The 24,310-nt window shown below is 62.2% G+C and carries 30 protein-coding genes; 27 read left to right on the top strand and 3 right to left on the bottom strand.

Features of this window, described 5'->3' with window-relative positions; genetic code table 11:
* Positions 1 to 10 precede the first annotated feature (10 nt).
* From GPA27_RS29130 to GPA27_RS29055, 16 genes are all read left to right on the top strand, one after another.
* Positions 11 to 628 (top strand): phospholipase D family nuclease, encoded by a 618-nt coding sequence (locus GPA27_RS29130; protein ID WP_009242155.1) that lies wholly within the window; start codon positions 11 to 13, stop codon positions 626 to 628.
* A 19-nt stretch (positions 629 to 647) separates the two neighbouring features.
* Positions 648 to 1,379, top strand: a complete 732-nt coding sequence (locus GPA27_RS29125; protein ID WP_009242156.1) for a hypothetical protein — start codon at positions 648 to 650, stop codon at positions 1,377 to 1,379.
* 769 nt (positions 1,380 to 2,148) lie between these two features.
* Complete coding sequence (locus GPA27_RS29120) at positions 2,149 to 2,589, top strand: single-stranded DNA-binding protein (protein ID WP_009242153.1); 441 nt, start codon at positions 2,149 to 2,151, stop codon at positions 2,587 to 2,589.
* A gap of 2 nt (positions 2,590 to 2,591) precedes the next feature.
* Positions 2,592 to 2,771: a hypothetical protein gene (locus GPA27_RS29115; RefSeq protein WP_009242152.1), complete on the top strand. Its 180-nt coding sequence runs from the start codon at positions 2,592 to 2,594 to the stop codon at positions 2,769 to 2,771.
* A gap of 82 nt (positions 2,772 to 2,853) precedes the next feature.
* Positions 2,854 to 3,681 (top strand): DUF932 domain-containing protein, encoded by an 828-nt coding sequence (locus tag GPA27_RS29110; RefSeq protein WP_009242151.1) that lies wholly within the window; start codon positions 2,854 to 2,856, stop codon positions 3,679 to 3,681.
* 69 nt (positions 3,682 to 3,750) lie between these two features.
* On the top strand, positions 3,751 to 4,059 hold the full coding sequence (locus tag GPA27_RS29105) for a hypothetical protein (RefSeq protein WP_009242150.1): 309 nt from the start codon (positions 3,751 to 3,753) through the stop codon (positions 4,057 to 4,059).
* 107 nt (positions 4,060 to 4,166) lie between these two features.
* Positions 4,167 to 4,397 (top strand): hypothetical protein, encoded by a 231-nt coding sequence (locus GPA27_RS29100; RefSeq protein ID WP_009242149.1) that lies wholly within the window; start codon positions 4,167 to 4,169, stop codon positions 4,395 to 4,397.
* Between the two features lie 1,101 nt (positions 4,398 to 5,498).
* Positions 5,499 to 7,475, top strand: a complete 1,977-nt coding sequence (locus tag GPA27_RS29095; protein ID WP_009242058.1) for a DUF3560 domain-containing protein — start codon at positions 5,499 to 5,501, stop codon at positions 7,473 to 7,475.
* A 53-nt stretch (positions 7,476 to 7,528) separates the two neighbouring features.
* The gene (gene kleA / locus GPA27_RS29090; protein ID WP_009242059.1) at positions 7,529 to 7,996 is read left to right on the top strand and encodes a stable inheritance protein KleA; all 468 of its coding nucleotides are present in this window, start codon (positions 7,529 to 7,531) and stop codon (positions 7,994 to 7,996) included.
* A 13-nt stretch (positions 7,997 to 8,009) separates the two neighbouring features.
* Positions 8,010 to 8,459: a hypothetical protein gene (locus tag GPA27_RS29085; RefSeq protein WP_009242060.1), complete on the top strand. Its 450-nt coding sequence runs from the start codon at positions 8,010 to 8,012 to the stop codon at positions 8,457 to 8,459.
* A 43-nt stretch (positions 8,460 to 8,502) separates the two neighbouring features.
* Positions 8,503 to 8,721: a hypothetical protein gene (locus GPA27_RS29080; RefSeq protein WP_009242061.1), complete on the top strand. Its 219-nt coding sequence runs from the start codon at positions 8,503 to 8,505 to the stop codon at positions 8,719 to 8,721.
* A gap of 554 nt (positions 8,722 to 9,275) precedes the next feature.
* Entirely contained in the window at positions 9,276 to 9,770 is a 495-nt protein-coding gene (gene radC, locus GPA27_RS29075) for a RadC family protein (RefSeq protein WP_009242062.1), read from the top strand.
* A 172-nt stretch (positions 9,771 to 9,942) separates the two neighbouring features.
* Entirely contained in the window at positions 9,943 to 10,272 is a 330-nt protein-coding gene (locus tag GPA27_RS29070; RefSeq protein WP_009242063.1) for a hypothetical protein, read from the top strand.
* A gap of 14 nt (positions 10,273 to 10,286) precedes the next feature.
* The gene (locus GPA27_RS29065) at positions 10,287 to 10,613 is read left to right on the top strand and encodes a ParB N-terminal domain-containing protein (protein WP_009242064.1); all 327 of its coding nucleotides are present in this window, start codon (positions 10,287 to 10,289) and stop codon (positions 10,611 to 10,613) included.
* Positions 10,614 to 10,625: 12 nt separating this feature from the next.
* Positions 10,626 to 10,862, top strand: coding sequence for a hypothetical protein (locus GPA27_RS29060; protein WP_009242065.1), 237 nt, complete (start codon positions 10,626 to 10,628; stop codon positions 10,860 to 10,862).
* Positions 10,863 to 10,869: 7 nt separating this feature from the next.
* Complete coding sequence (locus GPA27_RS29055; protein WP_009242066.1) at positions 10,870 to 11,487, top strand: recombinase family protein; 618 nt, start codon at positions 10,870 to 10,872, stop codon at positions 11,485 to 11,487.
* Positions 11,488 to 12,121: 634 nt separating this feature from the next.
* On the opposite strand, the gene GPA27_RS29050 is transcribed toward GPA27_RS29055, so the two are convergent.
* The gene (locus GPA27_RS29050) at positions 12,122 to 12,343 is read right to left on the bottom strand and encodes a hypothetical protein (protein ID WP_009242067.1); all 222 of its coding nucleotides are present in this window, start codon (positions 12,341 to 12,343) and stop codon (positions 12,122 to 12,124) included.
* 592 nt (positions 12,344 to 12,935) lie between these two features.
* Positions 12,936 to 13,256 (bottom strand): hypothetical protein, encoded by a 321-nt coding sequence (locus tag GPA27_RS29045; protein WP_009242069.1) that lies wholly within the window; start codon positions 13,254 to 13,256, stop codon positions 12,936 to 12,938.
* Between the two features lie 312 nt (positions 13,257 to 13,568).
* Between GPA27_RS29045 and GPA27_RS29040 the strand changes: the two genes are divergently transcribed.
* The 8 genes from GPA27_RS29040 (at position 13,569) to GPA27_RS29005 (ending at position 21,878) form a co-directional block, all read left to right on the top strand.
* Complete coding sequence (locus GPA27_RS29040) at positions 13,569 to 13,946, top strand: plasmid mobilization protein (protein WP_009242070.1); 378 nt, start codon at positions 13,569 to 13,571, stop codon at positions 13,944 to 13,946.
* A 1-nt stretch (position 13,947) separates the two neighbouring features.
* Entirely contained in the window at positions 13,948 to 15,945 is a 1,998-nt protein-coding gene (locus GPA27_RS29035) for a type IV secretion system DNA-binding domain-containing protein (protein ID WP_009242071.1), read from the top strand.
* Positions 15,946 to 15,956: 11 nt separating this feature from the next.
* On the top strand, positions 15,957 to 16,412 hold the full coding sequence (locus GPA27_RS29030; protein WP_009242072.1) for a protein-disulfide reductase DsbD N-terminal domain-containing protein: 456 nt from the start codon (positions 15,957 to 15,959) through the stop codon (positions 16,410 to 16,412).
* A complete protein-coding gene (mobF, locus tag GPA27_RS29025; protein WP_009242073.1) occupies positions 16,409 to 19,294 on the top strand; it encodes a MobF family relaxase in 2,886 nt (961 codons plus the stop codon). Before GPA27_RS29030 ends, mobF begins: the two co-directional genes overlap by 4 nt.
* Positions 19,295 to 19,435: 141 nt before the next feature.
* A complete protein-coding gene (locus tag GPA27_RS29020; protein ID WP_009242074.1) occupies positions 19,436 to 19,648 on the top strand; it encodes a hypothetical protein in 213 nt (70 codons plus the stop codon).
* A gap of 90 nt (positions 19,649 to 19,738) precedes the next feature.
* Positions 19,739 to 20,593 carry a PAS domain-containing protein gene (locus GPA27_RS29015; protein ID WP_009242075.1) on the top strand — a complete coding sequence of 285 codons (855 nt, stop codon included), beginning with the start codon at positions 19,739 to 19,741 and terminating at the stop codon, positions 20,591 to 20,593.
* 32 nt (positions 20,594 to 20,625) lie between these two features.
* Positions 20,626 to 20,901, top strand: coding sequence for a YunC family protein (locus GPA27_RS29010; protein WP_009242076.1), 276 nt, complete (start codon positions 20,626 to 20,628; stop codon positions 20,899 to 20,901).
* Positions 20,902 to 20,942: 41 nt separating this feature from the next.
* Complete coding sequence (locus tag GPA27_RS29005) at positions 20,943 to 21,878, top strand: sensor histidine kinase (protein WP_232295875.1); 936 nt, start codon at positions 20,943 to 20,945, stop codon at positions 21,876 to 21,878.
* On the opposite strand, the gene GPA27_RS29000 is transcribed toward GPA27_RS29005, so the two are convergent.
* Positions 21,847 to 22,695 (bottom strand): response regulator transcription factor, encoded by an 849-nt coding sequence (locus GPA27_RS29000; protein WP_231403503.1) that lies wholly within the window; start codon positions 22,693 to 22,695, stop codon positions 21,847 to 21,849. The genes GPA27_RS29005 and GPA27_RS29000 overlap by 32 nt on opposite strands.
* Positions 22,696 to 22,989: 294 nt before the next feature.
* Between GPA27_RS29000 and GPA27_RS28995 the strand changes: the two genes are divergently transcribed.
* From GPA27_RS28995 to GPA27_RS28985, 3 genes are all read left to right on the top strand, one after another.
* A complete protein-coding gene (locus GPA27_RS28995) occupies positions 22,990 to 23,490 on the top strand; it encodes a lytic transglycosylase domain-containing protein (protein WP_009242079.1) in 501 nt (166 codons plus the stop codon).
* Between the two features lies 1 nt (position 23,491).
* Positions 23,492 to 23,875, top strand: coding sequence for a hypothetical protein (locus GPA27_RS28990; protein WP_009242080.1), 384 nt, complete (start codon positions 23,492 to 23,494; stop codon positions 23,873 to 23,875).
* A 94-nt stretch (positions 23,876 to 23,969) separates the two neighbouring features.
* On the top strand, positions 23,970 to 24,302 hold the full coding sequence (locus GPA27_RS28985; RefSeq protein WP_009242081.1) for a TrbC/VirB2 family protein: 333 nt from the start codon (positions 23,970 to 23,972) through the stop codon (positions 24,300 to 24,302).
* Positions 24,303 to 24,310 lie beyond the last annotated feature (8 nt).

Genomic DNA, 24,310 nt, shown 5'->3' with positions numbered 1-24,310 from the left:
GAGCTACCCCATGAAACCCCCTCGCTTCCTTCCTGTGATCCTCGCCGGCCTCGCCTTGAGCTGGGCCGGCTCCGCTTCCGCCTACAAGCCCGGCGTGCTGCGCGAGCTGGCCGATGCCATCGAGACAGCCGCGCCCGTATCCGTGCCTGCGGCCGGCTCCATCGAGGTGGGCTTTTCTCCCAAAGGCGGGGCCGAGGCCCTGGTGCTTCGCGTCATCGACTCCGCGAAGACAGACATCAAGGCACTGTCCTACAGCTTCACCAGCCCGCGCGTGGTGGCCGCGCTGCTGCGCGCGGCCAAGCGCGGGGTGGCCGTTTCCCTGGTGGCCGACTACAAGAACAACGTCACCGACGACCGGAGCGGAAAGGGCCGGGCGGCCCTTTCGGCGCTGGCTGAAGCTGGCTGCGACGTGCGCGTAATTTCCGCTTACCCGATCCACCATGACAAGGTGCTGATCGTGGATCGCCAGACTGTCGAGCTGGGGAGCTTCAACTACTCCGACGCGGCCGCGCGCGTGAATTCGGAGAATGTCCTGGTGAACTGGAATAATCCGGCGCTGGCCAAGGCATATCTGGCCCATTTTGATCGCAACTGGCGGCAATCCGAGCCTTTCCGTGCCCGGTATTAACAGGAACTCGGAGAACATCATGACCGTCGATTTTTTCCTCATTGACGCCCCGCACGCCGTCCCCCAGGAATTCCAGGCTTGGGAGGACGCGAAAGCGCATCATCGCGCTGTTTTTCTGCGCTGCGTGGATGCCGAAGATGGCAGCGCCGAACAATCCCGCCTCGATGCGGAAGGTCGGACCGCGAAGGGCGAGGCTGACCGCTTGGAGCAGGCCGCGCGAACGGCTTGGCTGCGGGCGAAGCGGCAGTCCGTGGAAATCCACCTCAACGATGACACGCGCGAAACCCGGCATTGCTTTACCGAGCAGCCGTTGCGAATCCACGCTGGTTTCACGCATGAGGATGCGGCCGCTGGCTGGCGTCAAGTCCTGTCCTTTTCTGCCAGTCCGACCCCTGACGCCGACACCTTGGCCCGGATCGAGCGGGCGAAATCGGATGCCGTCTCGCAACTGGAGTCCTATTGGGCCGAGCTGGCCGACGCCACCGATATTCAGCGCGTGATCTACCAGGGCGTGCATTACACCTGGAATGTGCTTGGCGAGGGAATCGGCTTCGGCGGGCAGGCATTCCGTGTTGAGTGGCTGACCGCTGATCGAGAGCCGACCGAGTGCAATTTGTTTGCGCAGGGCCGCATCCCGGTTTGGATGCGTGACAAGCTACCCGACAACGCCCGTACCATTGAAGACTTGGGCTACCGGATTAACCCGTTTCCGGCTGTGGATGACAGCTTGGATGACGACCCGCCGTATTAACCCCTGGGCGTCTCCCCTGCGGGGCCGGGCTTTCGTGCTGCGCATCGAGCCGCCTGCGGCGTCTCGCCCCTTCGGGCGTCAATCCCTGACGCCTCCGCGCCGTGCCGGCGCTGCGCGCTCCGCTTGCCCGGCCTGAAGGCCGCACCGAGGAACTTTCGCGCGCGAAAGTTCAGGCTGTGGATCTGATCCGTGGTGTGCCGGCGCTGGTGCGCTGAATCCGCTACGCGCGGGGCCGCACCCCACCACTACCTCGCGCCTTTATTCGTCGTCATGGTGCCCTCCGGCCGGGCTTCTCCGGTCAAGGGCCGGGCTGCGCCCTGAAATCCTCACCCGTTCGGTGCTCGCCCTTCGGGCTGCGCTCCGCGTGCGGCCTCCGGTTTCTCCCTTGACCGCGCCCGTCCTGCGTGCCCCTGGACGCCGAGGCGACGAGGTAGATGGTGGGATGCAAAAGCCGGCCCCGCGCTCCGCTGGCCATGTGGGTAATCGACGGGGAGCAGGGGAGCTTGTGCCCCTGCGGGGCAAGAGCAACTGCAACACCTTGGGGGCCTGTTCCGGCCCCCAAACCCCGCCCCGAGGCTCCAAGGTAGCTTGCCTGAACCCCGAAGAAACACAAGCCGGGAACCCGCGAAAAATCAGGCTTTTCTCTCTCACAAACTATTGACGGTCAATAGTTTTATGGTACAATATGACTCATGGTGTAGGAACAAAGAACGGTTCTGCACCAGGCAGCAAAGACCACCATCAACCGAGCAAAAAAGGAGCTTCGATCATGGCCAGCATCAACACTTTCACCATCGTGGGCAACGTGACCAAGGACGTGGAATTGCGCTACACGCCCAGCGGCACGCCTTCCGTGACCTTCACTGTCGCCGTGGATAACGTCTATTTCGACCGCGACGGCAAGAAGCACGAAGAAACCGACTTCATCCCGGTGACGACCTACGGCAAGCAAGCCGAGAACGACGCCAAGTTTCTGAAGAAGGGTTCCACCGTGGCGGTGATGGGCCGGATTCGTAGCTGGTACAAGCAGGCCGAACGCAAGGGCGGTTTCAACTTCGAGGCCGAGCGCGTGCAGTACCTGGGCCGTCCCAGCGGCAACCGTGCAGGCGGTGACGCTGGCCAGCAGCAGCAAGGCCCCGGCAACGCCGAGCACGACGACTGGATGCGCGACTACGACAGCACCGAGCAAGCCGGTCAAGGCCGCCGCTAATCATGGCCAGCAGCTTTACCCGTGATGAGCTTTTCGATCTGGAATATGCAGTGAAAAACCTCATCGACGACAAAAAAGACTACTGCCCGAACGAAGAAGGCACCGCCGAGGCGGTGGCCCGCTTGGAAGACCTCCAAGCCAAGATTCAAGGGATGTTGCGCGAATCCGCGCCGCAGACCTGAACAACCGACAGGCCCGGCGAGCAGGCCGGGCTTATCGGCCCTTTGATCCCTAGACCATCATCAACTCACTGGAGAAATGACCATGCAACTCGCAAGCCGCTTCCGCAATGCTTCCGGTATCCGCGCCGACATGCCCCTGTCGGATGACCAAATCCGCGCCGTGGCCCCCTCGATTTTTGCCGAGGCCGCCCACGAAAGCCGCTCCGCGCGTTACACCTATATCCCGACCATTGACGTTCTGAACGGCCTGCGCAAAGAGGGTTTCCAGCCCTTCATGGTTTGCCAGACCCGCGTGCGCAACGAGGAAAAGCGCGAGCACACCAAGCACATGATCCGCCTGCGCCACGCCGACCAGATCGCCGGCCGCGAGGCGAATGAAATCATCCTGCTGAACAGCCACGACGGCACCAGCAGCTACCAGATGCTGGCCGGCATGTTCCGCTTTGTGTGCTCTAACGGCATGGTATGCGGCGAGACAACCAGCGACATCCGCGTGCGCCATAACGGCGACGTGGTGGGCGATGTGATCGAAGGCGCTTTCAAGGTGCTGGACAGCTTCGAGGAAGCCACCACCCAGCGCGAGGCCATGCAGGTGCTCACGCTCAACCAGGGCGAGCAGGCCGCCTTTGCCCGCGCTGCACTGGCCCTGAAGTACGACGACCAGGACAGCGGGGCTGTGCCCGTGACTGAATCCCAAATCCTGGCCCCGCGCCGCTTCGAGGATCGCCGCGACGATATGTGGACGACCTTCAACCGCGTGCAGGAAAACATGATGAAGGGCGGACTGCGCGGCCGCAACCGCAGCGGCCGCACCACCACGACGCGCCCGGTCAACGGCATCGACCAGAGCGTTAAGCTGAACCGCGCCTTGTGGGTGCTGGCCGAGGAAATGCGCCGCCTGAAGGGCTAACCCGAGCCGCCCGGCCACGCTGGACGCGCGGCCGGGCCTCCCTCCCACCACTACACGAAGGACGACACCATGAGCAGCCACCACGAATGGGCCGAGGAAGTCACCGCCCAGCACGACGCGCAAAAGCCCTATGCACCCGAGAACGGCCAGCCCTTGCGGTTCAAAGCCGGCGATCCAGTGATTTACACGAACCCGGCAGGCATTGAGTTTCCCTTGCGTGTCACCGGCTTCTATCAGCGCCCGGCTTCGCCGTGCGGCCAGTACGCGAACGGCGCGCGCTATCTGCTGGACTGGGATTGCCCGTGGTTCCCGGTTCCCGAATCCCGCTTGCGCCTGGATGAATCCCGCGCCGTGCCCGAGCTGGAGGCCGCCGCCTAAATCGGAGCGCCGGCCGCTGGCCGGCGCTGCACCCGGCTGACGCGCACCAGGGCGAGCAGGCCCGCGCGTCAGCCTCACCCTCGACCATCCAACCCAAGGACATGACCATGAGCAAGACCGCTACCGACACTGCCACCAACGAACTGATCCGCCACGCTATCGCCGCATGGGGCTACTTGGTGCGCTGGGGTTCCCGCCTGACCCTGGCCGAGTTCGCGGCCGCGATCCGCCGCCACTCGTCCCATGCGCGCGCCGAGGCCCTGGCCGCCGCGCTCGAATCGGCCACCGGCTTTGTGGCCCGCGACTGGCGCGGCTTCCGTGCCAACTGGCAATGCTGATGACCACCGCCCGCCTGCGCGGGCGGGCGCTCTTGGGGCTGCGCCCCGCCGCGCGGCATCCTGCTGGGCTTGGCCGGCACGGCTACGCCGTCCCTGCATGGCCCTTTTCCGGGTGCGCGCCGTGGGCGTGAGAGCTGGCCAGGGCTTCGGTTCCCGGAAGCCGAAACGTGGGCTTTGCCCGGCGTGTGCAAAGCGCGGCATGACGCAATGGCGGGCCACGGCTGCGGGGATGCTCCGCTGGTGCCAGTATTGCCAGCACAGCGAAGGGCAGGGCGTCTATGACCTGTTGCACCAGGATTCCCGCCGTCGTTAGGGCGTCTCCCCTGCGGGGCCGGGCTTTCGTGCTGCGCATCGAGCCGCCTGCGGCGTCTCGCCCCTTCGGGCGTCAATCCCTGACGCCTCCGCGCCGTGCCGGCGCTGCGCGCTCCGCTTGCCCGGCCTGAAGGCCGCACCGAGGAACTTTCGCGCGCGAAAGTTCGGGCTGTGGATCTGATCCGTGGTGTGCCGGCGCTGGTGCGCTGAATCCGCTACGCGCGGGGCCGCACCCCACCACTACCTCGCGCCTTTATTCGTCGTCATGGTGCCCTCCGGCCGGGCTTCTCCGGTCAAGGGCCGGGCTGCGCCCTGAAATCCTCACCCGTTCGGTGCTCGCCCTTCGGGCTGCGCTCCGCGTGCGGCCTCCGGTTTCTCCCTTGACCGCGCCCGTCCTGCGTGCCCCTGGACGCCGAGGCGACGAGGTAGATGGTGGGATGCAAAAGCCGGCCCCGCGCTCCGCTGGCCATGTGGGTAATCGACGGGGAGCAGGGGAGCTTGTGCCCCTGCGGGGCAAGAGCAACTGCAACACCTTGGGGGCCTGTTCCGGCCCCCAAACCCCGCCCCGAGGCTCCAAGGTAGCTTGCCTGAACCCCGAAGAAACACAAGCCGGGAACCCGCGAAAAATCAGGCTTTTTTCTCTCACAAACTATTGACGGTCAATAGTTTGACGGGTAGAATATAGGCATTGCTTCAGTGATGAGGCGATGCCCCGGCAGGGGTGACGGTGAGCAGACCAGACCCCAGCCGCTTAGACCATCTTCAACCCTCCGCATAAGGAAAACGACCATGCAAACGCTGACCGCCACCTATTCCCCCGAAGACAACAAGCTGCGCCTTTACCCGTCCTCACGACTGGACAGCGCGACTTATGAGCGCGTGAAGGCGGCCGGCTTCAAGTGGGCACCCCGTCAAGAGCTTTTCGTGGCCCCCATGTGGACGCCGGCCCGCGAAGACCTCCTGATGGAACTGTGCGGCGAGATTGGCGACGAGGACACGGGCCTAGTTGAGCGCGCCGAGGAACGCGCCGACCGCTTCGAGGACTACAGCGACAAGCGCGCCCATGACGCCAGCGCAGCGCGCAACGCCGTGCAGGCCATCGGGCAGCGGTTCGAGTTCGGGCAACCCATCCTTGTGGGCCATCACAGCGAACGCAAGGCCCGCAAGGACGCCGAGCGCATGGAAAATGGGATGCGCCGCGCCGTGCAGATGTGGGAAACCTCCGAATACTGGAAGCAGCGCGCAGCCGGTGCCCTGCGTCATGCGAAATACAAGGAGCTGCCCGCCGTCCGTCATCGCCGCATCAAGGGGCTGGAGGCCGACAAGCGCAAACAGGAGCGCAGCAAGCAAGAGGCCGAAATGTGGCTGAAGCTGTGGCTTGAATGCGAGGCCGAGCAAGACGCCGAGCTGCAAAAGGCCGTGGCCCTGCGCATCGCTGGCATGTGCTGGCTGCACTTGCCGCGCAAGGAAGGCGACCGCGAAGACTGGAGCCACACCCCGACCGCTTACGACGCCTTGAACGGCTCGCATCCGAACCTCTACGCGCCGCGCACCCTGGCCGAAGTGATCGAGGCCGCCAAGAAGACCTACCCGGCCACGGTTGCCCACTGTGACCGCTGGATTGCCCACTATGAAAACCGGATTGCCTACGAGCGCGCCATGCTGGACGAGCAAGGCGGTTTGAAGGCCGAGGGTTTCGACATCCAGCCGGGCGGCCGTGTCCTGGTTGATGGTGAATGGCTGGTGGTGATGCGCGTCAATAAGAAGGGCGGCCAGATCAACAGCGTGACCACGAACGCCCGTTATGTGCGCGTGCGTGGCATTGAGGAAATCAAGGACTACCGCGCGCCGACCGAGGAAGACGCCGCCAAGGTCAAGAAGGCCGCCAAGCTGCCGCCGCTGGTGAATTTCCCCGGTGAAGGCTTCATCGAAATGACCGCCGAGGAATACAAGCGCAAGCCCACCGATTACAAGGGCACCCGCACCGCGCAAGCCACGGCCGAGCATGGCGCGTACCGCTACCGCACCGCCTTTTTGGCCAATAGCGGCTATCGGATCGTGCAGGTTTACATCACCGACGCCAAGCGCGTGGACAAGCCCGCGCCCGAGGCGGCCGAGCCGGTGAAATTCGAGCGCGAACCCGTGGCCCCGGCCCCGGTGACGGCCGAGCAGGCCCCGGCCAGCACCGAGAGCACCGACAACCGCGCCGCGATGGCCGAGGACTTCCAAGCCATGCGCGACCAGCTCAAAGCCGGCGTGCAGGTTGTGAGCGTCCCGCAACTTTTCCCGACCCCGGCCGATCTGGCCGCGCGCATGGTTGAGCTGGCCGACATCGAGCCGGGAATGCGCGTGCTGGAGCCGAGCGCCGGCACCGGCCGGATTCTGGAGCAGTTGCCCGAGGGCTGCGAAGTGGTGGCCGTGGAGATTAACGCGGCCTTGGGCGGCCGCCTCGATGCAGACCGCCGCGCCGTGGTGATCGGTGATTTCCTGCAATGCACGCCCGAAACCCTGTGGGGATCGTTCGACCGCATTCTGATGAATCCCCCCTTTGCCAACGCCGACGACATCAAGCACATCCGCCACGCGCTGCGCTTCCTGAAGCCGGGCGGCAAGCTGGTGGCGATCTGCGCCAACGGCCCCCGCCAGAATGACCAGCTCCGCCCGCTGGTGGAGCAGCACGGCGGCGAATGGGAGAACCTGCCCCCCGATACCTTCGCGGAATCCGGCACCGCCGTAAATACCGCCCTTTTCACCCTGACCGCCTAACCCACCAACGCACGCGCCCCGGCTTCGCCGGGGCCTCTCAAGGAGTACGAGCCATGCAACCGAAATTCATGCCTTGGGTTGACCTGCTGCCGGAAGTGGGCGACCCGATCCGCAACGAGCGCAACAAGCTGGCCGCCAAGCTGGCCAGCGCCGAGGAACTGGAAAAACAAGCGGCCGCGCTGCGCGCGGGAGTCCGTGAGGGCCGCGCCGCCCTGCTGGATCGAATCATGAAGCAATGGACACTGCACGACATCGAGCAGGCCGCGACCGCAGCCGCCGACCGTGGCCAGCCGTTCCCGCCTGGCTTCGTGAAAGACGGCGAGCTGCGCGAGGCGCTGCGCGCCCTCGATGGTGCCCCGTCCCCGCTGGAGGTGCTGCAAGCCTTCCACGCTGGCCGCGTGATCCGGCAGCACAACCTTTTCAGCACCGCGACCGAGGAAGAACAGCGCGCCACGCTGCACCGGGTTTTCGACTGGTGGAATTACGGCGCTGTCCCGCTGCTGACCCGCTTGGAAGGCTAGGGGAGGGCGGCCGATGTCTATACAGGAGCAGGCCGCCGCACTGGTGGCCGCCGTCGATCCGGCCGCTGTCGCGGCCCTGATCGCGGAATTCCCCGAGGCCGAGAAGGTGGGCATCCGCGCCAACTGGCAAAGCCTCGATCCCCATCTAGGGCACCGCGTCCCGAAGGCCCCGGCCGACCGGGCCGAGTACCTGGCCCTGAAAATCGAGCAGTACGAGGCCGAGCTACAGCGCGACATCGCCACATATACGCGCTACCGCGAGCAGGGCCTAGCGGCCCTGTCCGCTTACGACGTGTGCATTTCCAGCGGTAACAACCCGCTGGGCGCGCTGCGCACGGCGCTGCGCCTGAAGGACGCCCACATTTCCTATGACCTGTCCATTCTGGTCAAGCTGACGCTTGAGCTGGAGGACGTGAAAACCGAGCTGGCCGAGGCGGAACCCCCGCAACTGGCCCTTTTTTGAAACGCGCGGCCGCCCGGTGGCGGCCGCAACTGGAGCACCTACTATGCCCCGCGCCCATGTCCCGACTATTGACGAAGTTTTAGCCGATCCCGCCGCCTCCCACTGGATGAAAGACGCGCTGCGCTCCGCGCTGACCCGTGACCCGGTGGACGTGGCCAACGATGCCGCCTTCCTGTGCGCCCTGCTGGACAAGCGGGCCGATGCTGCTATGGAGGCGGGCAGGGCGGCCGTAGCCGCGACCGCTCCCCAGGTGGAGCGGTAGGCCGGCGACAAGCCCGGCTGCGCCGGGCTGGAAGGGCAGGGCTTCGCCCTGCTGGCTGGGCCGGCAAGCCTGCGCGCTGCGCGCGCCGTCCTGCCGGCGTCCTTCCTTGTGTCGCTGCTGCTGGCTGGGTCGATCTTCTCCTTCCCCGTGTTCCTCTCTCTCCCTGGCTTCCTCTAACCCCTGAAATCCTGCCGGGCGAATCGTCCCGCGTTGCGGGCCGACCGGGCTGCTCCAGGTTCGCGCATTCGCGCTCATCCCCTTCGGGGACTGCTGCGCAGCCTTGCACATCCCTTTCGCTTGCGCCCTCCGGGCGCTGGCCTGTCGGCCTGAAGTGAGCTTTCGCGCGCGAAAGCTAGACAACTGCACAAAGGCGTCCGTGGTGTGCAGAGGGTGGGGTTGCCTGTCACTTCCAAGGGTATCAGTTCGTTCTCGCCGTCAAGGGCTGCGCGCCCTGGCGGGCGCTTGCGGCCGCTGGCCGTTTCACCCTTGACCGCTGCGCTGCGAACCGATCCAGAGGAAGTAGGCAATCCCGCCCACTTCCTGGAGTCCATGACATGACTGCTTCGCACATCGACCTTTTCACCATTGACGACAACGGCCAGTTTCAACTGGCCAGCGCCGGCCAAGTCATCGAGGCCGCCTTGGCCATCCTTGACGAAAAGGTGATGCGCAACGGCCTGATTTCCGCGCCGGCTGACGCCAGCGCCTTCTTCTCGCTGCGCCTTGGGAGCTTGGAGCATGAAGTGTTCGCGGCCATCTTCCTGGACGCACAGAACCGCGTCATCGAGTACATCGAGCTGTTCCGGGGCACGCTGACGCAGACCAGCGTGTACCCGCGCGAGGTGGTGAAGACCTCGCTGCGCCTGAACGCCGCCGCCGTCATCTTCGCGCACAACCACCCCTCCGGGGTGCCCGAGCCGTCACGCGCCGATGAGAACCTGACCAAAGTGCTGAAGGATGCGCTCGCCCTGGTGGACGTGCGCGTGCTGGATCACGTCATCGTCGCCGGCGGGGCGTCCGTGTCCTTCGCTCAACGCGGCCTGCTGTAGCCGCTGCCAGCCGGGTGAAAAACCCGGCAAACGCCCCTCCGGGGCGTTTTGCCCGGTAGTTTTAACGACCGTTTTTCCTGCCGGAAAAAGCGGCATTAAAACGTACCTTTTAATTACCGTCGAATCCGGTAAAATTCGCCCTTTCTGGACAAATAACTACCGTGAGGCCCTTATGAGCGAGCATCGCCCGATCTACGGCGCGAATACAGCCGTTTTGAGCGACTTTCCCGAGCCGGTGAGGGCAACCCTTCACCTGATCGAAAAAAACCCGTCTAACGAGGCCGCGCTGATCCTGCTCCAGTGCGCCGCTTCCGCCGCGCACCCGGACTACCTTTTCAGTCTGGCCATGCTCAGTGCTCTCCCCATCGAGTACAAGGAGGCCGCACTGGAGCTGATCGAGCACAGCCTGACCAGCGGTTTCACCGTGGACGAGCAAAGCGCATTGCTGCGCTTTGTGGAGCCATTGATGGCCACCGCGCTGCGCGCTCCGCGCGCCCGCTGACGCGCCGGCCCATCATGGCGCTCGACATCTTCGCGCTGCTGACTTCGGACGGCGACCACGCCCAAGCCGACCACATGTTCACCGGCAAAGCCGGCGACATGGTGGCCGTGGCCGACGTGCTCGATGCCGTGCATTGCGAGAATCGCCGGCTGCGCGCCGTGCCGGCGCTGGCCAGTCGATTCCGCAATGGCGCTACCTATCCCATTCCCTGCGTGCGACTGACCAAAGCCGAGTGCCGCGTCCTGGTGGACGCGATCACCGACTTTGGCCAATCCATGCCCAAGACCACCAAAGCCCGCAAACTCGCTGACCTGCTGGCCAGCTCCGTTTGCGTCTACTGATCGGAGCCCTTCATGGATGACAAAACCGCCGACCGAGTGATGTCCGCATCCCTCGACTATTTCAGCCGCAACACCTTCTTTGCGCTCCTGGTGCTTGTCGCCGGCTGGGGCCTTGGCTGGCTGCTGGGCTTCGCTCTCGCTCGCAGCATCCAGTCCAAGACCGGCGCGGCATTCTGCCGCCGCCTGTGCCCGATTGTGGGCGTCCTGGCCGCTTTCCCTCTCGCCTACAAACTCATGTTCTCCGCGTGAATCTGCCGTGCCTCGTTACTTCGCATACTTGCGAGTCTCGCGCGACTCGCAAGACGTGGCGAACCAGCGGCTTGGCCTGCTGGATTTCGCCAACTCGCGCGGCTACGCCCCGCTCGTTGTCGTTGAAGAAACGGCAAGTCGCTCTGTTCCCTGGCGGGAACGCGCGCTGGGCTCGCTCCTAACGGAGCAGGCCCAGCGTGGTGACTTGCTTTTAACTTCCGAATTCACCCGCTTGGGCGGGTCTCCCGGACAAGTCTTTTCGATTCTGGAGACTGCCGCCGAGCGCGGCGTCACCATCATCATCACGAAGAACGGCACCGTCATGGACGGTAGCCTGAATGCTCAAATTCAGGCCGCCGCTTTCGCTATGGCCTCCATGATCGAGGTGGAATTCACCCGTGCGCGCACCCGTGAAGGCTTGCAGCGTGCTCGCCTTGAGGGCCGAATCGGCGGCCGGCGCAAAGGCAGCACCGGCCGCCTCAAGCTCGACCCTCAACGCGACAAAGTAGGGGAGCTGCACGCCCTCGGTTTGACGACGCCGAAGCTCGCCAAATACTTTGGCGTCACCGAGAAAACCATGCGCAAGTTCCTTGCGCGGCACTTCCCCAAAAAAGCGCCGGATTGACACGGCTGGCCCTTCGGCCCAACCGTGCCAATCCGGTTTTCCCGCTCCGCTTCCTTGCCGGTCTTTCGTTCCAGCTTCGCCGGAACTCAGGCCGCAACCTCTCCGCTTGCACTGGCTCGATGGTGGCCAGCCTTCGGCCGACCACCATCCTTGCCGTATGCCTTTCTCGCGGCTCTTGATCTGGATCGCCGCGAAAGACGCAGGCCACGCAATGCGCGGCCTGGCTCGCAGTTGGTGATCGCCTATTCGCTATCGCTTCTAGGCTTTCCACTTCTCGCCCCGTAGGCTGCTACCGTTGCCATTCTGCTTCGTGTCGCCGGGCCGTCTCGGTTCCCGCTGCCGCCATTCGGCGGCCGTCCCGGCCCGTCCGCTCCGCTGCCGGTTTTGTACAACTTTCGCACGCGAAAGTCGGGGAGGCGCAATACGGCTTCCCTTGCTTCGCAGCGGTTCGCCTTGCGCCTTCTCCCGCTTTCCGTCCTGCTGTTTCGTTCCGCGCTTGTGCCGCGTCACGCAGGGCCGGAAAGTGCGAAAGGCGAGGGCGACTTCCTTCGTCCGTCGCCTTCGCCTTTCCTTGTCACGCAACCGCGCCCGTTCCGTGGCGTGTGTCGGTTGCCTTGAATTCTGAATGGCTGCACTACAGCGTGCCCCATTCCCTTTCGTGATCGTCAGTTGAAATGCGCTCCAGGATGCCGGCGCATCCTTCCGCGTTGTTTGCGTAGAACCCCACGTCGATGCCGTAGGGGTTCGTGAGCCAAATTTCCGCACCGTCCGCGTTAATCGCCCAGCCGTCAATTTCCGCGCGTCCGTGGGTCTTCAGGTGCTGGTATAGCTCCTGGCTCCCGATGCTTTGCTCCATCGTCTTCACCGTCCGTTGTTGGGCGAATCGTCCCGCTTTGCGGGCCGACCGGGCTGCTCCAGGTTCGCGCATTCGCGCTCATCCCCGCGTTGCGGGGACTGCTGCGCAGCCTTGCACATCCCTTTCGCTTGCGCCCTCCGGGCGCTAGACCGTGCCACTATCAACCGCCGCGTTTCCCACAAGCTCCACAGGCCCTCGCGCTGATCCGCTTTCCCACAAGAGGTTTCTTGTGGAAAAGCGGGCGCGACCGTTGCCTCTTGCGATATTGAGGTATCGCGGGCAACGGCTACGGGGCCTGTGGATTTGTGGAAAACGCTCGTCCGCTGCTTGCAGCCTTCTGCCCCTGGGTGAGTCAAAAACCAACCCCACCCGTTTCGTCTCCCCGTGAGGGGAGCCGACCAAAGGCGCGCCTCTGGACTCCGGGCCGTCTCTCCTGCAACCGCCGCGTTTCCCACAAGCCCCACAGGCCCTCGCGCTTTTCCAGTTTTCCACAAGAAGTCTCTTGTGGAAAACCGGGCGCGACCCTCTCCCTTTGGGATATTTGGGTATCCCCGGTCGAGGGCACCGGGGCCTGTGGATTTGTGGAAAACGCTCACTGGCTGGCCTCGGCCGTCGCTGCTACTTCAGGCGCAGTCTGAACAGGCGTCACCGGCTCTGCCGGTTTCGCTGCATCGACTACCAGAAGGGCCTTGATCTTTGGCATCGCTTCGCGCCAAAGATCAGATGGAACCGCATCAAGCCGTTCCGTCTTGATGAGTTCCATCACTGCCTTCTGGTTGCGCTCGCGTTCCTTGCGCTGCTGCTCTCGCTGTCGTTCCTCCAGCTTCCGCAGCTTCTCGCGTTGTGCTGCGATTTCTTCATCCAGCGTCTTGGCCTTGCGGCCTGACTTCGGATTCGTCGTTTCACTACTCATGGCTCTTACCTCGCGTTGTGGGTTCTAGTGGAAAACCTGCCTGATCTGGCGGGACGTGCTGCGTCCCTGATCGGCTGCATTTTACCAAATGCGCGGTTTTCTTCCACTAGGGCCTGGGGGAGAGAACGGCACCGTTCTTCCAGCTCGCAGGGCAAGCCCCGCGCCCCGGAAGAACGGTCACACACCACGCAACATGGTTGCCGGTGCTAAAAGCCGCGCTGTGGCGCGCCTTTTAGCGTGGCGACACCGAAAAGACAACGCGGCGACACCGAAAATGCTATAATGGCCTAAACCCTTATGGAGTAAAGGAAAATGCCGAGAGCGAAAGGAACAGGGAAAGGCCCAACCGAGCGGTTCAACATCCGACTCGATGAGGACACGGCGGGGTTCTATCGAACCAAGGCAAACGAGCACGGAATCAGCATTTCCGAGTTTTTGCGCCAAACGCTGGTGCAGGGCGTGATCGCAGAAAACGTGCAAGACATCGAGCAGCGGCTGCGCCGCCTTCTCGATGAAATCCGCGCTGGCGGGCAGGGTGGCGGAAAGGTCGAGATTCCCGATGAACTGTGGCTTTCGGTCTTCACTGCGGAGTACATGCTGGCGGCGATTGTTGAGGCGCGTGACGTGCAGCAGTTGTACGAAGCGCAGAACAAGGCGAAGGCAAAGCTCAAGCGAGTGAAAGGAGGCTGAAATGGCAAAGAGAGAGGAAAAGGGAAGCGCCGGTAGCTTCTCCCGTGGGGCCGAGTTGTGGATGCACCAAGCCAGGCTGTTCGTGGTGGCCATCTGGACGGTTGTGCTGATTTCCATCTTGGCCGGTCTGGCAGTCACGACGGCGTACTTCTGGAATGCGACTACCGCAGACGAAAAGTACGCGCTGGAGCGGAACGTCTTGGCGCACACGCGGGATGCGCTCTACATGACGGCCGGAAAGATGGAGCTGAACGTCAACGGCGAGCTGCGCAAGATGGAAGTTTCCGAGGTTGCCTTGCTGACCGACGACATGGCCGAAGATGCTTGGCGAAAGCTGCGCAACGGCGGCATGTTCGGCTTGCTGACTTCCATCGGTGTGGTGTTTCTGATCTCTTTGTACTGGTGGGGCTATGGCCGTGAACGGATGCAGGACAACCAACTGCGCGGGGCCAAGCTGGTGGAAGGAAAGGAGCTTGCGCGACTGATCCGACACCGCGACGAGGCAAGCCCTTATGAGATTGCGGGCGTGCCCATGCGCGTGAAGTCAGAGACGCTGCATACGCTGTTTGCCGGCGCGCAGGGTACGGGTAAGTCACAGCAGTTTTTCGCACTCATGAAACAGGTGCGGGCGCGTGGCAAGCGGATGATCGTGTATGACCCGACCGGCGAGTTCACCCAGGCGTTCTACCGTGAAGGCAAAGACATCCTGATGAACCCGCTGGACTCCAGAAGCCCGAACTGGAACATCTGGAACGAAATCGCCAAGGACTACCACTTCGACAACATGGCGAACGGCCTGATCCCCGATCCGGCCGAGTCCGATCCATTTTGGGCGCTTGCGGGCCGGATGGTGCTAAAGGACGTGATTGCAGTATTGGGGCGCGAGGGCCGCCGCACGAACCGCGACCTCTACAACGCTATCGCCAAGAGCAACCTGGACGCCATGCACGCATTGTTGCAGGGGACAGCGGGCGCAACCTATGTTGATCCCACGACCGAGCGCACGGGGATGTCACTCAAGATGACTGTTCAGAACCAGCTTGAAGCCTTCCGGTTTTTGCCAGATGAGGGCGAATCGTTCTCCATCCGAAAATGGGTACATGAAGAAGGCGATTCATGGATGTTCATCACAGCACGGGAAGCGATGCGCGAGGCATTGAAGCCCGTTCTGTCGTTGTGGATCGACACGGCAATCAAGGCCGTGCTTGACTTGGAGCCGATCCACCGCGAGCGGCTTTGGTTTTGCATTGACGAGCTGCCGACACTCCAAAAACTCGACATCCTGAAGCTGGCTCTGACGAACACACGGAAGTACGGTTTGTGCATGGTGCTGGGCGTGCAGGACTTCAGCCAGCTCTACGAAATCTACGGGCACGATCTGGCCAAGACGATCATTTCCGGGTGCCAAACGAAGCTGCTGCTGCGTGTGACGGATGGAGCTGCGGCGAAGCTGTTGGCCGAATTGATGGGACAGGCCGAGGTGGATGAAAAGGATGAAACATTGAGCTACGGCCTCAGCTCGCAGCGTGACGGCGTGAGCGTGATGGCGCGCCGACAGATGCGCGACCTTGTGCTGACATCGGAGATTTTGACGTTGCCCGATATGACCGGCTATCTGCTGGTTCCGGGCGACTATCCCATTGCCCGCGTCAAGTATGGTTACGTGCCGACAGAGAAACAGGCCAACGGCTTCATCGAGCGCGACGGCTTTGCGATCAGCTTCAAGCCGACCACGGCGGCCGCAGCGCCGGCACCCGCTCCGTCCGCCGCTGAAGTTCAGCAGCCGGCCGCGCCGGAGCAAGGCGACATGTTGGATGACGACGATATGGACGCGCCGGCTACGGTGGAGGTTATGCGCAACGAAAATGGCGATGTGATCGACAAGGCAACCGGCGAAATCATCAAGCCAGCCGAGAAGGTTTCGCGCGCGAAAGATGATGCAGATGCGAAATCAGCCGGCCAGGGCAAGAAGCCCAACCCGCTGGCGGATGCGCTATAGGAGGATACCGAATGAAAACTCAGAGACGGGCATTTCTACATTCCGTCGCGGCCGCCTGCTTGGCGGCTTTTTGCGTTTCCGTGCAGGCCGAGCCGGACTTGCTGCAACCTGATGAAGCCTTCCGGGTGTCGGCTCGCCGGGTGGATGCGCGAGTGGTGGAGCTGGAGTACATCATCGCACCGGGCTATCACCTGTACCGCGACCGTTTCAGCTTCAAAACGGACAACCCAGCCGTGACGGTGGCCGGCGTTGAGCTGCCGCCACCGCTTGAAAAGTTCGACAAGGCGATGGGCCAGAACATGCGCTACTACACCGAGCGGGTGGCGGTGCGCGTGCGCTTGGCTGGGGGCAATCAGGCCGTCAAACTGGTGGCTACGGCACAGGGCTGCGCGGCGATTGTGGGGGTGTGCTATGCACCGATCACCAAGGCTTTCAGCGTGCCGGCAATGGGAGGAAGACAGGGATGATTAGCATGAACAACGTGGGCAGCGCCGGGCAGGCACTGCACTACTTTTCCGCTGACAACTACTACACCCAGGACGAGGGCTTGGAGCATTCCGAGTGGTTCGGCAAGGGGGCCGAACACCTTGGGCTTTCCGGCAAGATTGATCGTCAAGCCTTCTTCGAGGTGTTGAACGGAAAGGTGGATGGCCAAGAGCTGGGCAAGTGGGTCAAGAACGAGGAAACCGGCGAGAAGGAACGCGAGCACCGGCCGGGCACCGACATGACGTTTTCCGCGCCCAAGAGTGTTTCTCTCATGGCCGAGGTGTACGGCAAGCGGGACGTGCGGGAGGCGCATGAGGCGGCCGTCAAGAAGGCACTCAGCCACATCGAAACCGAGCTGGCCAGGACGCGGCAAACCGTGGACGGGAAGACCGAAGCGGTACAGACCGGCAACGTGACTGTGGCCATGTTCCGGCATAACACAAGCCGCGACCTCGACCCGCAGACGCATACGCACGCCGTCATCATGAACGCCACCAAGCGGGAGGATGGGCAGTGGCGCTCCCTGACGAATGAAGAAATCTACAACGCCCAGCGCGTTATCGGGGCCATCTACACGTCCGAGCTGGCCGACCGGCTCCAGGCGCTGGGCTACGACATTCGCCGCACCGACGAGAAAGGCAACTTCGAGATTGCCGGTATCACCCGCGAGCAGATCGAGCACTTCAGCCAGCGCCGGGCAGAAATAGAGGCGGCGCTGAAAGCCAAGGGCGTGGACATCGACGATGCCAGCGCGCAGCAGAAGGAAGACGCCACGCTGAAGACCAGAGCGCGCAAGGTGGACGTGGATCATGAAGCCTTGATCGGGAGCTGGAAGGAACGAGCCAAAGACATCGGGATCGACTTCGACGCCATCCAGGCCAAGGCCGACGCGCAACGGGCGCAAGGTGGTGTGGTGCGCGCTGACAAGCTCACCGGGCGCGAGGCGATGTCCTTTGCGGCCGCACACCTGATCGAGCGCGAGGCCGTGGTATCCAAGAACGACCTCATGGCGGCGGCCATCGAGCACGGGGCAGGGCGCGTATCGGCATCGGAGGTGAAGCGGGCCTTCGACAAGCTGGAGAAGGATGGTGATCTGGTGGCCTTGCCTGACGGCAACTACACGACCAAGAAGATGCTGGGCAGCGAAATGTGGGCACTCGACCAAGTGCGCGCACAGAAGGGCCAGACGCCGAAGATGATGGAGCCGGAAGCGGTGGCAGCGCGGATCGCGCAGGCCGAGGGCCGGCAGGGCTTCAAATACAGCGAAGGCCAGAAGGAGGCCATCAGCAAGGTACTGACCACTGAAGATCGTTACGTGGCGGTGCAGGGCCTTGCCGGGACGGGTAAGACCACTATGCTCAAAGGCGTGCGCGAAATGGCGCAGGAGCAGGGCTACACGGTGCGCGGCATGGCTCCGACCGGGGCGGCCAGCAAGGTGCTGGCTAGGGAGACAGGTATTGCTACTGATACCGTCTCGATGTTCCAGATCAAGGAGCGGCAGCTACAGAAGGACATCGAGTTTGCCAAGCAGTACGCACCCGACTTCCAGCGCAAGGCGGAAGTCTGGATCGTGGATGAATCGTCCTTCCTGTCGCAGCGCCAGAAGGCCCAGCTCGACCACATGGCCGAAAAGGCCGGGGCCAAGGTGGTGTACCTGGGCGACACGCTCCAGTTGCAGGGTGTAGAGGCCGGCAAGCCCTTCGAGCTGGCCCAGCGGGACGGCATGGAAACCGCCTACATGACCGAAATCAACCGCCAGAAGACCGCCGACCTGAAGCAAGCCGTGGACATCATCACCGGCCGCGACAACCTGGGGGACGGGCAGCGTCTCACCCAAGTGGAGCTGGCCAACAACGCACGGGCCTTCGAGTACATGGACAAGGCTGGGATGATCCGGGAAATCCCCGAGAAGTCCGAGGACGACAAGGGCCGCCTGGTGGCGGCCGTTGTGCAGGACATCTTGAAGCTCGACAAGGCCGAGCGGGAGCGCACCATCGTCATTACCGCCTATAACGAAGACAGGCGGGCCATCAATGCCGGCGTGCGCGAGGGGCTGAAGGAACAGGGCGAACTGTCGCGCTCCGAGGACACACGCGAAATCTACACCTCGAAGGGGTGGACGCGGGCCATGCAGAAGGAGGCGCAATACTACAAGGCCGGCGACGTGGTGCGCTTCGGGCGGGACTACCAGCAGATCGACGCCAAGAAGGGCGAATACATGCGCGTGTCGGCCGTGGATGCCCCCAATGGCACTGTGGTGCTCCAGAAGGAAGACGGCTCTGTGATCGCATGGCAGCCGAAGAAGCACAACAAAATCGAGGTGTACGACCGCGACACCCGCGAGCTGGCCAAGGGCGACCTGATCCGTATCACCCGAAACGAAGGCGAGTTCAAAAACGGCGAGGTGGCGCGCGTCACGGCTGTGGCTGGGGACAAGGTGACGCTGGAGCTGAAGCAAGGCAAGGATGTGTCACTGCACCAAGTGGATCTCTCTCGCAACAAGCATTGGGATCATGCCTACGCGCAGACGGTTCACGCCTCCCAGGGCGCGACTCAGCACCGGGCCATCTTCCACATCCGAGCGCCTCAGACCGAGAGCGAGAAGAAGCAGGAGCGGGCGCTGGAGAACATGGCCAAGGTCTTCGGGGATCGGAGCTTCTATGTCGGGGCCACGCGCGCCTCGCATGAGCTGCGCATCTACACCAACGACAAGGCGGTGGCGGCCAAGGCGGTGGCGGCGAAGCAAGACAAGACCAGTGCGGTGGAAACGCTCCGGCAACACGAACGGGCCACGGCAATCACGGCCGACAAGGCGGGAGAACGCCCGGTGTCGCCGCAGCGAAACGGTGACGTTCAACGGTAATCCCTATAAAATGTCAACTTACGCGCGCTGGCCTTAACCAACTTTCGCGCGCGAAAGTTGGCGGCTGGTTCTGCCTTTCGCCAGTAGGCAAGTCGGCTTAGACTTGTGTGATGAACCTTTGACTATGCTAAAGAACAAGCCATGACCGACCCAAAGGACGCCGAGATGTCGGCCGATGGGCAGGGAACTAAACGCCGTAGAACTCGCAATTATGGCGACCGCCGAACGGTATCCCTGCGGATGGACCCCGAGCTGCACGAGCGCATGATGGACTTGTGCGACGATCTGAAAATACCTGCCAACACCTATATTTCGGGACTCATCGAGACCGACCTGAAGAAACGGAAAAAGTGACCGCGCCATAGACGCCTCGCCCTGTTTGCCGGGGTGCCGAGAACCCGAATATCATGTGAGGTTCATCGGTGGATTCAGGGAGAGGCGCGCGTGTCTATTATTTCAACGATCAACTGGAAACGTCTGGCTTCGGTTTTTGTGCCGGGCGTACTGATCGCAGCCATCAGCATTTATGTGCTGGGCTTTCGTGCCCCGCCTTCCCCTGATCTTAGGGTTCTGCCCGGTAAAGCACTGGCCGCCTACGACGACTTCTACCCGATCCGCGCCGATGACACCGGGGCGCTATACCTGGATCGGGAATTGTTCGTGAAGGCGGTCAACTACCTCTCTCAGCATCCCTCGCCGCGCGCCGTGGCGGATTTGATCTACCTGGGCAACTCCAACAACGTCACCCTGTTGCTGGACGGGCCGACCAAGGCCAAGTACCTCATGCTGACCCAGCAGCCCGACTATGTGGCGCTGTCGGAGGTGGATCGGGAGAAGGATCGCATCTTCCAGTCCTATGCGGACATCGTGAACGGCATTGGCCAGACGTTCGCGGGCACGCCGGTAGAGATCGTCTTGCACGACACGCGCAACCCGCTGCGCTCGATTGTGGCTGTGCAGAACCCCATTTCCGGCCGCAGGCTGGGCGACACGAATACCAACTTCGGTATCCAGCTCATCAAGAACTACAGCTATGGCGAAGGGCAGGGCCAGGGGCGTGGTGCTTCGTTTGTGAGCTACGACCTCACCCTGAAAGACGGACGCGCGGTGAAGTCCACCACGATCCCGATTTTTCACGATGTGTACGGCTTGATCGGATTCATCTGCATCAATATCGACATATCGAAAATGGACAAGAAACACCCGGAATATATCGAGCATTTTGTTGATACCTTCAAGGCTACCATCGCCAATGACGCCATTAACGAAATGATCCAGAACAGCAAGCGTAAGAACTGATTTTCTCAACCCTCTCTGTAAAGGAAATGACTATGGACGCTGGAGCCATTCAAGAGCACCTGGAGCTGCTGCAATTCGATCTGGCGCGGCCGCTACTGGTAATGAAGGCCCCCAAGGGGATTCTCGGTTGCGGTTATATCAATGTGGAAACCTGCAACAAGACCGGCGAGGTTTGCGCCATCGTCACCGGGGTGAATACCTTTGACGACATGCGCAAGGCCAAGGTGGTAGCCACCTCGAACAAAGCGGTTGAGCTGGGCATCCAAGTGGGTGAGTCTGGCCAAGACGCACTGAACAAGATGCGGTGATTTAGACCGTGCCGCCTGGAGATTGGAGCAAGGCCATTCAAGTGGAAGTCATCTTCTATACGAGCTGCGCTTTTCTGCTGACCGTCTTTTTGGTCAGTATGGTGCTGGCTCTGCGCGGCAACCAGGCGGCCAAGTATTTCCTGTGGGTATGGGCGGCGCTGATGATCCTGGCGCTGCCGCTCATGAACCGGGCCAACATGATTTCGCACATCGCCGCTGGCCTGATGCTTGTGTTTTTTCTCTACGTGCTCTACATCACCGTCCGCTATGGGATGGAGCGCGTGGACGTTTCTCACGAAGAAACCCGCCGTGTCCTGGCTGAATCGAACCGGCGCATTGACGAGGAACGGCGCACCCTTGCACGCCGTCTGCACGACGAGGTGAATCCCCAGCTCCTGCTCACGCGCAACGTACTGAAGCAGCTTGAGCCGCTGGTGGCTGGGAATGGGCGGGCCGCCGAGCTGCTGGGTAATGCCTCGGGAATGCTGAATGATGCCTATGCCGAAATGCGCGACATCATCAAGAACACGCGAATCGAGGTGATCGACTCCATCGGCTTCACTGCGGCCTTGGAGTCGCTGGTGGCCCACTACACGAACATTTCCGAAAAGCCGGCCATCACGCTGGAGCACGATCTACCAAAGCGGCCTGCGATGCCAGAGGCATCGGCTATCAGCGCCTACAAGATCATCCGGGAAGCGATTTTCAATGCCATCAAGCACTCCAAAGCTGCCCAGGTGCGCGTCAGCATCCACCACAACAAGGCGCTAGACACCTACAAGGTGGAAATCACCGATGACGGGGTGGGGATGAAAGCCACGGCTCGCAATGGAGAGCACGCCGGCATTGGACTGATCGACATGCGCGAGCGGGTGCGGGTGCTTGGTGGTGCGCTGAAAATACAGGCGGCCGATCCTGCCAACCAGAAGCGGCCGGGAACGAAACTCAGCTTTTCGTTTTCAGGGCAGTTGTCGTAATGCCGTGACGGATCGCCAGCTTGGTGATGTCAGCTTGGCTTTCAACGCCTAGCTTGGCTTTTACGCCCTTCATCAAGTGGCCAATGGTCTTGGTGGACAAGTCCATCGCGGTGGCAATTTCGGTCATGGATGCGCCATCGGCTGCAAGGCTGAAGGCCCGCATTTCGTTCTCATCCAGGAGCCGGTTCGGGTTCCGATCCTTGACGGCCGACCATGCGAGTAGGCGGGCAATCTCGGGGGAAAAGTATTCCTTGCCCTGGGCTACCGTGTTGATCGCCTCGTTGAGCACTTCCGTACTTTCATCCTTGCGCACAAAGGCCAGCACGCCGAGCTTGTAGGAACGCTCGATGATGTATTGGTCGTCAAACTGGCTAAAGACAATGATTTTGGCCGAGGGGTCGCGGGCCAGTAGTTCCTCGCACACGTCCAGCCCGTTCTCACCACAGCCTTTGCTGTCAAAGCGCACGTCGATCACCAGGACATCCGGCTTGACCTCTAAGAAGCGGTCGATCAGCCCATCCAGGCTGTAGGCCACCTCTACTACGTCGATCCCGTAGTCCTTCAATACATCGCGGAAACCGGCTACCAGCAGCCGGTGATCGTCCGCAAGAAATACTTTTATTCCCAAAACGTCACCTATTGGTTTGGGATCGTATTGATCCCGAAGTTCGTTGGCCATGCAGGCAGGCGCTGCCGTGCTTGGCGGATAGCGGCCATGCAGATCGGCGGTGGGTGCAACACCCTCGCCGGCGAGGCAATAACCGAATTTTGACAGAAAAGCCGCATTCGATATACCGCGCCCGGCTGATCTAGCCATGATCCGCACCGTTCGGGGGACGGCATTATACGTGCGAACTAACCTATTGCTTCCGCTGACAGGAAGTTATTTTTCTCCTGCATGGTATCATTTGGCCCCTTGTCGTGGGCATTTCATGCCTTTGGCAAGCTGGATTCGGCGGGTAAAGCGGGGCTGTCGGATGGGTGCCTCAACGCCACCTCCCACGATGACAAACCTAGGCTAGATGCCTTGTCGCTCTAGGTTTTTTCTGTTATCGTGCTTTCATCGTGAAAGCAAGTTGACTGCTACAATATCGCAATGGGAAACGCCTCTATGTACTTCTCTGCACGCGCACTGATCGCGGCGGCATCGCTGATGCTGCCGCTCGCTGCTTCTGCAACGTGCTGGGATGAGGCTGGGCGCGGCTACGGGATCGACCCCTTGCTGTTGAAGGCGATTGCCTGGAAGGAATCGCGCGGCTGGACGGGTGCAGTCGGCCCGAAGCTGAAAGACGGCAACCGCGCGCTGGGCCTCATGCAGATCAACACGATCCACCTGCCGAACCTCGCGCGCTTCGGCATCCGCCGTGAACACCTGTTCGACGCTTGCACCTCGCAGAAGGTGGGGGCCTGGGTTCTGGCCGACTGCATCCAGCGTTTCGGCGCTACCTGGAAGTCCGTGGGCTGCTACTACGCCGGCCCGGCATCGACCAATGTGAGCGCCCAGGTTGAGTACGTCCGCGACGTGCAGCGGTTCTACGAGGGCTACCGCAGACAGCAAGCCCACCAAATTTCAACTTCACCGGCCCAAGTGGCCAGTTTCCAAGGGGATTGATATGGCGTTGCCAGCCAAACCGTTTCGCATTTCTATCGTCTTTGCGCTGGCTGCTGCTGGCGTCACTGCTGCCAATGCGCAGTCACTGAACCAGCCCAACCCCCTGGATCGTCTCTCCGACGTGGTGCAGTTCGGCGTGCCCCGCGACACCAAGTTTGTGTTCTGCGACGGGGAAGACTGCCCGGAACGCTCCATCAAGCATCTGTACGTGCCGCCTCCACCGCCGCCTGCTGTCCAAGAGCCGGTCATGCCTGCGCCTCAATCCATCCAGCCGCCCGAAGAACTTTCGCACGCGAAAGTCCCGGCCAAGAAAAAGCCACTGAAGAAGAAGCGGAAGAAGCCCGCGATTCAGTACGAATGCAAGCCTGTCAGCAAACCGAAGTGATGGGCTTTCCGTCTTTGCGCATCCCCCTGGCGCAAGGCCCCACACGGGGAAATGCAGGGGTTCCAACCAACTTTCTACGTAGGAGTTATTGAAGATGAACGCAGCAATTCAAGCAGTCGATGTTCGCAAGGAAGCGGGCCAGTGGTTCAAGGCCCTGATGCTCGCCGGCCTGATCCTGGGTCTGATGATGCTGGCTTCCGGCGCATACGCCAGTGACGGCACGGAGTTCGACGCCGCCGTAACCAAGTGGGACGGCTGGGTGAAGGGCAACCTGGGCAAGCTGGCCGCCCTGATCGCCATCGGCGTGGGTTCCGTCGTCGCCGCCGTCAAGAAGGACTGGAGCTGGTTCTTCGGCGCGGTGGTGCTGTCGATGGGTATCGGCGTGATCGTCGGCATCGTCAACGCCAGTTTCACGGCCGTCATCTAAGCGCAGGA

It is taken from the genome of Aromatoleum toluolicum (assembly GCF_012911005.2).
Lineage (GTDB): Bacteria > Pseudomonadota > Gammaproteobacteria > Burkholderiales > Rhodocyclaceae > Aromatoleum > Aromatoleum toluolicum.
This window is presented reverse-complemented; position numbering and strand designations above follow the sequence as displayed.

What these genes read in the sequence shown, in the direction of transcription:
- GPA27_RS29065 (WP_009242064.1), top strand. Translation starts at nt 10,287, where the DNA reads ATGGCGCTCGACATCTTCGCGCTGCTGACTTCGGACGGCGACCACGCC.
- GPA27_RS29010 (WP_009242076.1), top strand. Translation starts at nt 20,626, where the DNA reads ATGGACGCTGGAGCCATTCAAGAGCACCTGGAGCTGCTGCAATTCGAT.
- GPA27_RS28985 (WP_009242081.1), top strand. Translation starts at nt 23,970, where the DNA reads ATGAACGCAGCAATTCAAGCAGTCGATGTTCGCAAGGAAGCGGGCCAG.
- GPA27_RS29130 (WP_009242155.1), top strand. Translation starts at nt 11, where the DNA reads ATGAAACCCCCTCGCTTCCTTCCTGTGATCCTCGCCGGCCTCGCCTTG.
- GPA27_RS29045 (WP_009242069.1), bottom strand. Translation starts at nt 13,256, where the DNA reads ATGAGTAGTGAAACGACGAATCCGAAGTCAGGCCGCAAGGCCAAGACG.
- GPA27_RS29100 (WP_009242149.1), top strand. Translation starts at nt 4,167, where the DNA reads ATGAGCAAGACCGCTACCGACACTGCCACCAACGAACTGATCCGCCAC.
- GPA27_RS29020 (WP_009242074.1), top strand. Translation starts at nt 19,436, where the DNA reads ATGACCGACCCAAAGGACGCCGAGATGTCGGCCGATGGGCAGGGAACT.
- GPA27_RS29085 (WP_009242060.1), top strand. Translation starts at nt 8,010, where the DNA reads ATGTCTATACAGGAGCAGGCCGCCGCACTGGTGGCCGCCGTCGATCCG.
- GPA27_RS29070 (WP_009242063.1), top strand. Translation starts at nt 9,943, where the DNA reads ATGAGCGAGCATCGCCCGATCTACGGCGCGAATACAGCCGTTTTGAGC.
- GPA27_RS29030 (WP_009242072.1), top strand. Translation starts at nt 15,957, where the DNA reads ATGAAAACTCAGAGACGGGCATTTCTACATTCCGTCGCGGCCGCCTGC.
- GPA27_RS29110 (WP_009242151.1), top strand. Translation starts at nt 2,854, where the DNA reads ATGCAACTCGCAAGCCGCTTCCGCAATGCTTCCGGTATCCGCGCCGAC.
- GPA27_RS29095 (WP_009242058.1), top strand. Translation starts at nt 5,499, where the DNA reads ATGCAAACGCTGACCGCCACCTATTCCCCCGAAGACAACAAGCTGCGC.
- GPA27_RS28995 (WP_009242079.1), top strand. Translation starts at nt 22,990, where the DNA reads ATGTACTTCTCTGCACGCGCACTGATCGCGGCGGCATCGCTGATGCTG.
- GPA27_RS29040 (WP_009242070.1), top strand. Translation starts at nt 13,569, where the DNA reads ATGCCGAGAGCGAAAGGAACAGGGAAAGGCCCAACCGAGCGGTTCAAC.
- GPA27_RS29105 (WP_009242150.1), top strand. Translation starts at nt 3,751, where the DNA reads ATGAGCAGCCACCACGAATGGGCCGAGGAAGTCACCGCCCAGCACGAC.
- GPA27_RS29115 (WP_009242152.1), top strand. Translation starts at nt 2,592, where the DNA reads ATGGCCAGCAGCTTTACCCGTGATGAGCTTTTCGATCTGGAATATGCA.
- mobF (WP_009242073.1), top strand. Translation starts at nt 16,409, where the DNA reads ATGATTAGCATGAACAACGTGGGCAGCGCCGGGCAGGCACTGCACTAC.
- GPA27_RS29000 (WP_231403503.1), bottom strand. Translation starts at nt 22,695, where the DNA reads ATGGCTAGATCAGCCGGGCGCGGTATATCGAATGCGGCTTTTCTGTCA.
- radC (WP_009242062.1), top strand. Translation starts at nt 9,276, where the DNA reads ATGACTGCTTCGCACATCGACCTTTTCACCATTGACGACAACGGCCAG.
- GPA27_RS29120 (WP_009242153.1), top strand. Translation starts at nt 2,149, where the DNA reads ATGGCCAGCATCAACACTTTCACCATCGTGGGCAACGTGACCAAGGAC.
- GPA27_RS29125 (WP_009242156.1), top strand. Translation starts at nt 648, where the DNA reads ATGACCGTCGATTTTTTCCTCATTGACGCCCCGCACGCCGTCCCCCAG.
- GPA27_RS28990 (WP_009242080.1), top strand. Translation starts at nt 23,492, where the DNA reads ATGGCGTTGCCAGCCAAACCGTTTCGCATTTCTATCGTCTTTGCGCTG.
- GPA27_RS29035 (WP_009242071.1), top strand. Translation starts at nt 13,948, where the DNA reads ATGGCAAAGAGAGAGGAAAAGGGAAGCGCCGGTAGCTTCTCCCGTGGG.
- GPA27_RS29080 (WP_009242061.1), top strand. Translation starts at nt 8,503, where the DNA reads ATGCCCCGCGCCCATGTCCCGACTATTGACGAAGTTTTAGCCGATCCC.
- GPA27_RS29050 (WP_009242067.1), bottom strand. Translation starts at nt 12,343, where the DNA reads ATGGAGCAAAGCATCGGGAGCCAGGAGCTATACCAGCACCTGAAGACC.
- GPA27_RS29060 (WP_009242065.1), top strand. Translation starts at nt 10,626, where the DNA reads ATGGATGACAAAACCGCCGACCGAGTGATGTCCGCATCCCTCGACTAT.
- kleA (WP_009242059.1), top strand. Translation starts at nt 7,529, where the DNA reads ATGCAACCGAAATTCATGCCTTGGGTTGACCTGCTGCCGGAAGTGGGC.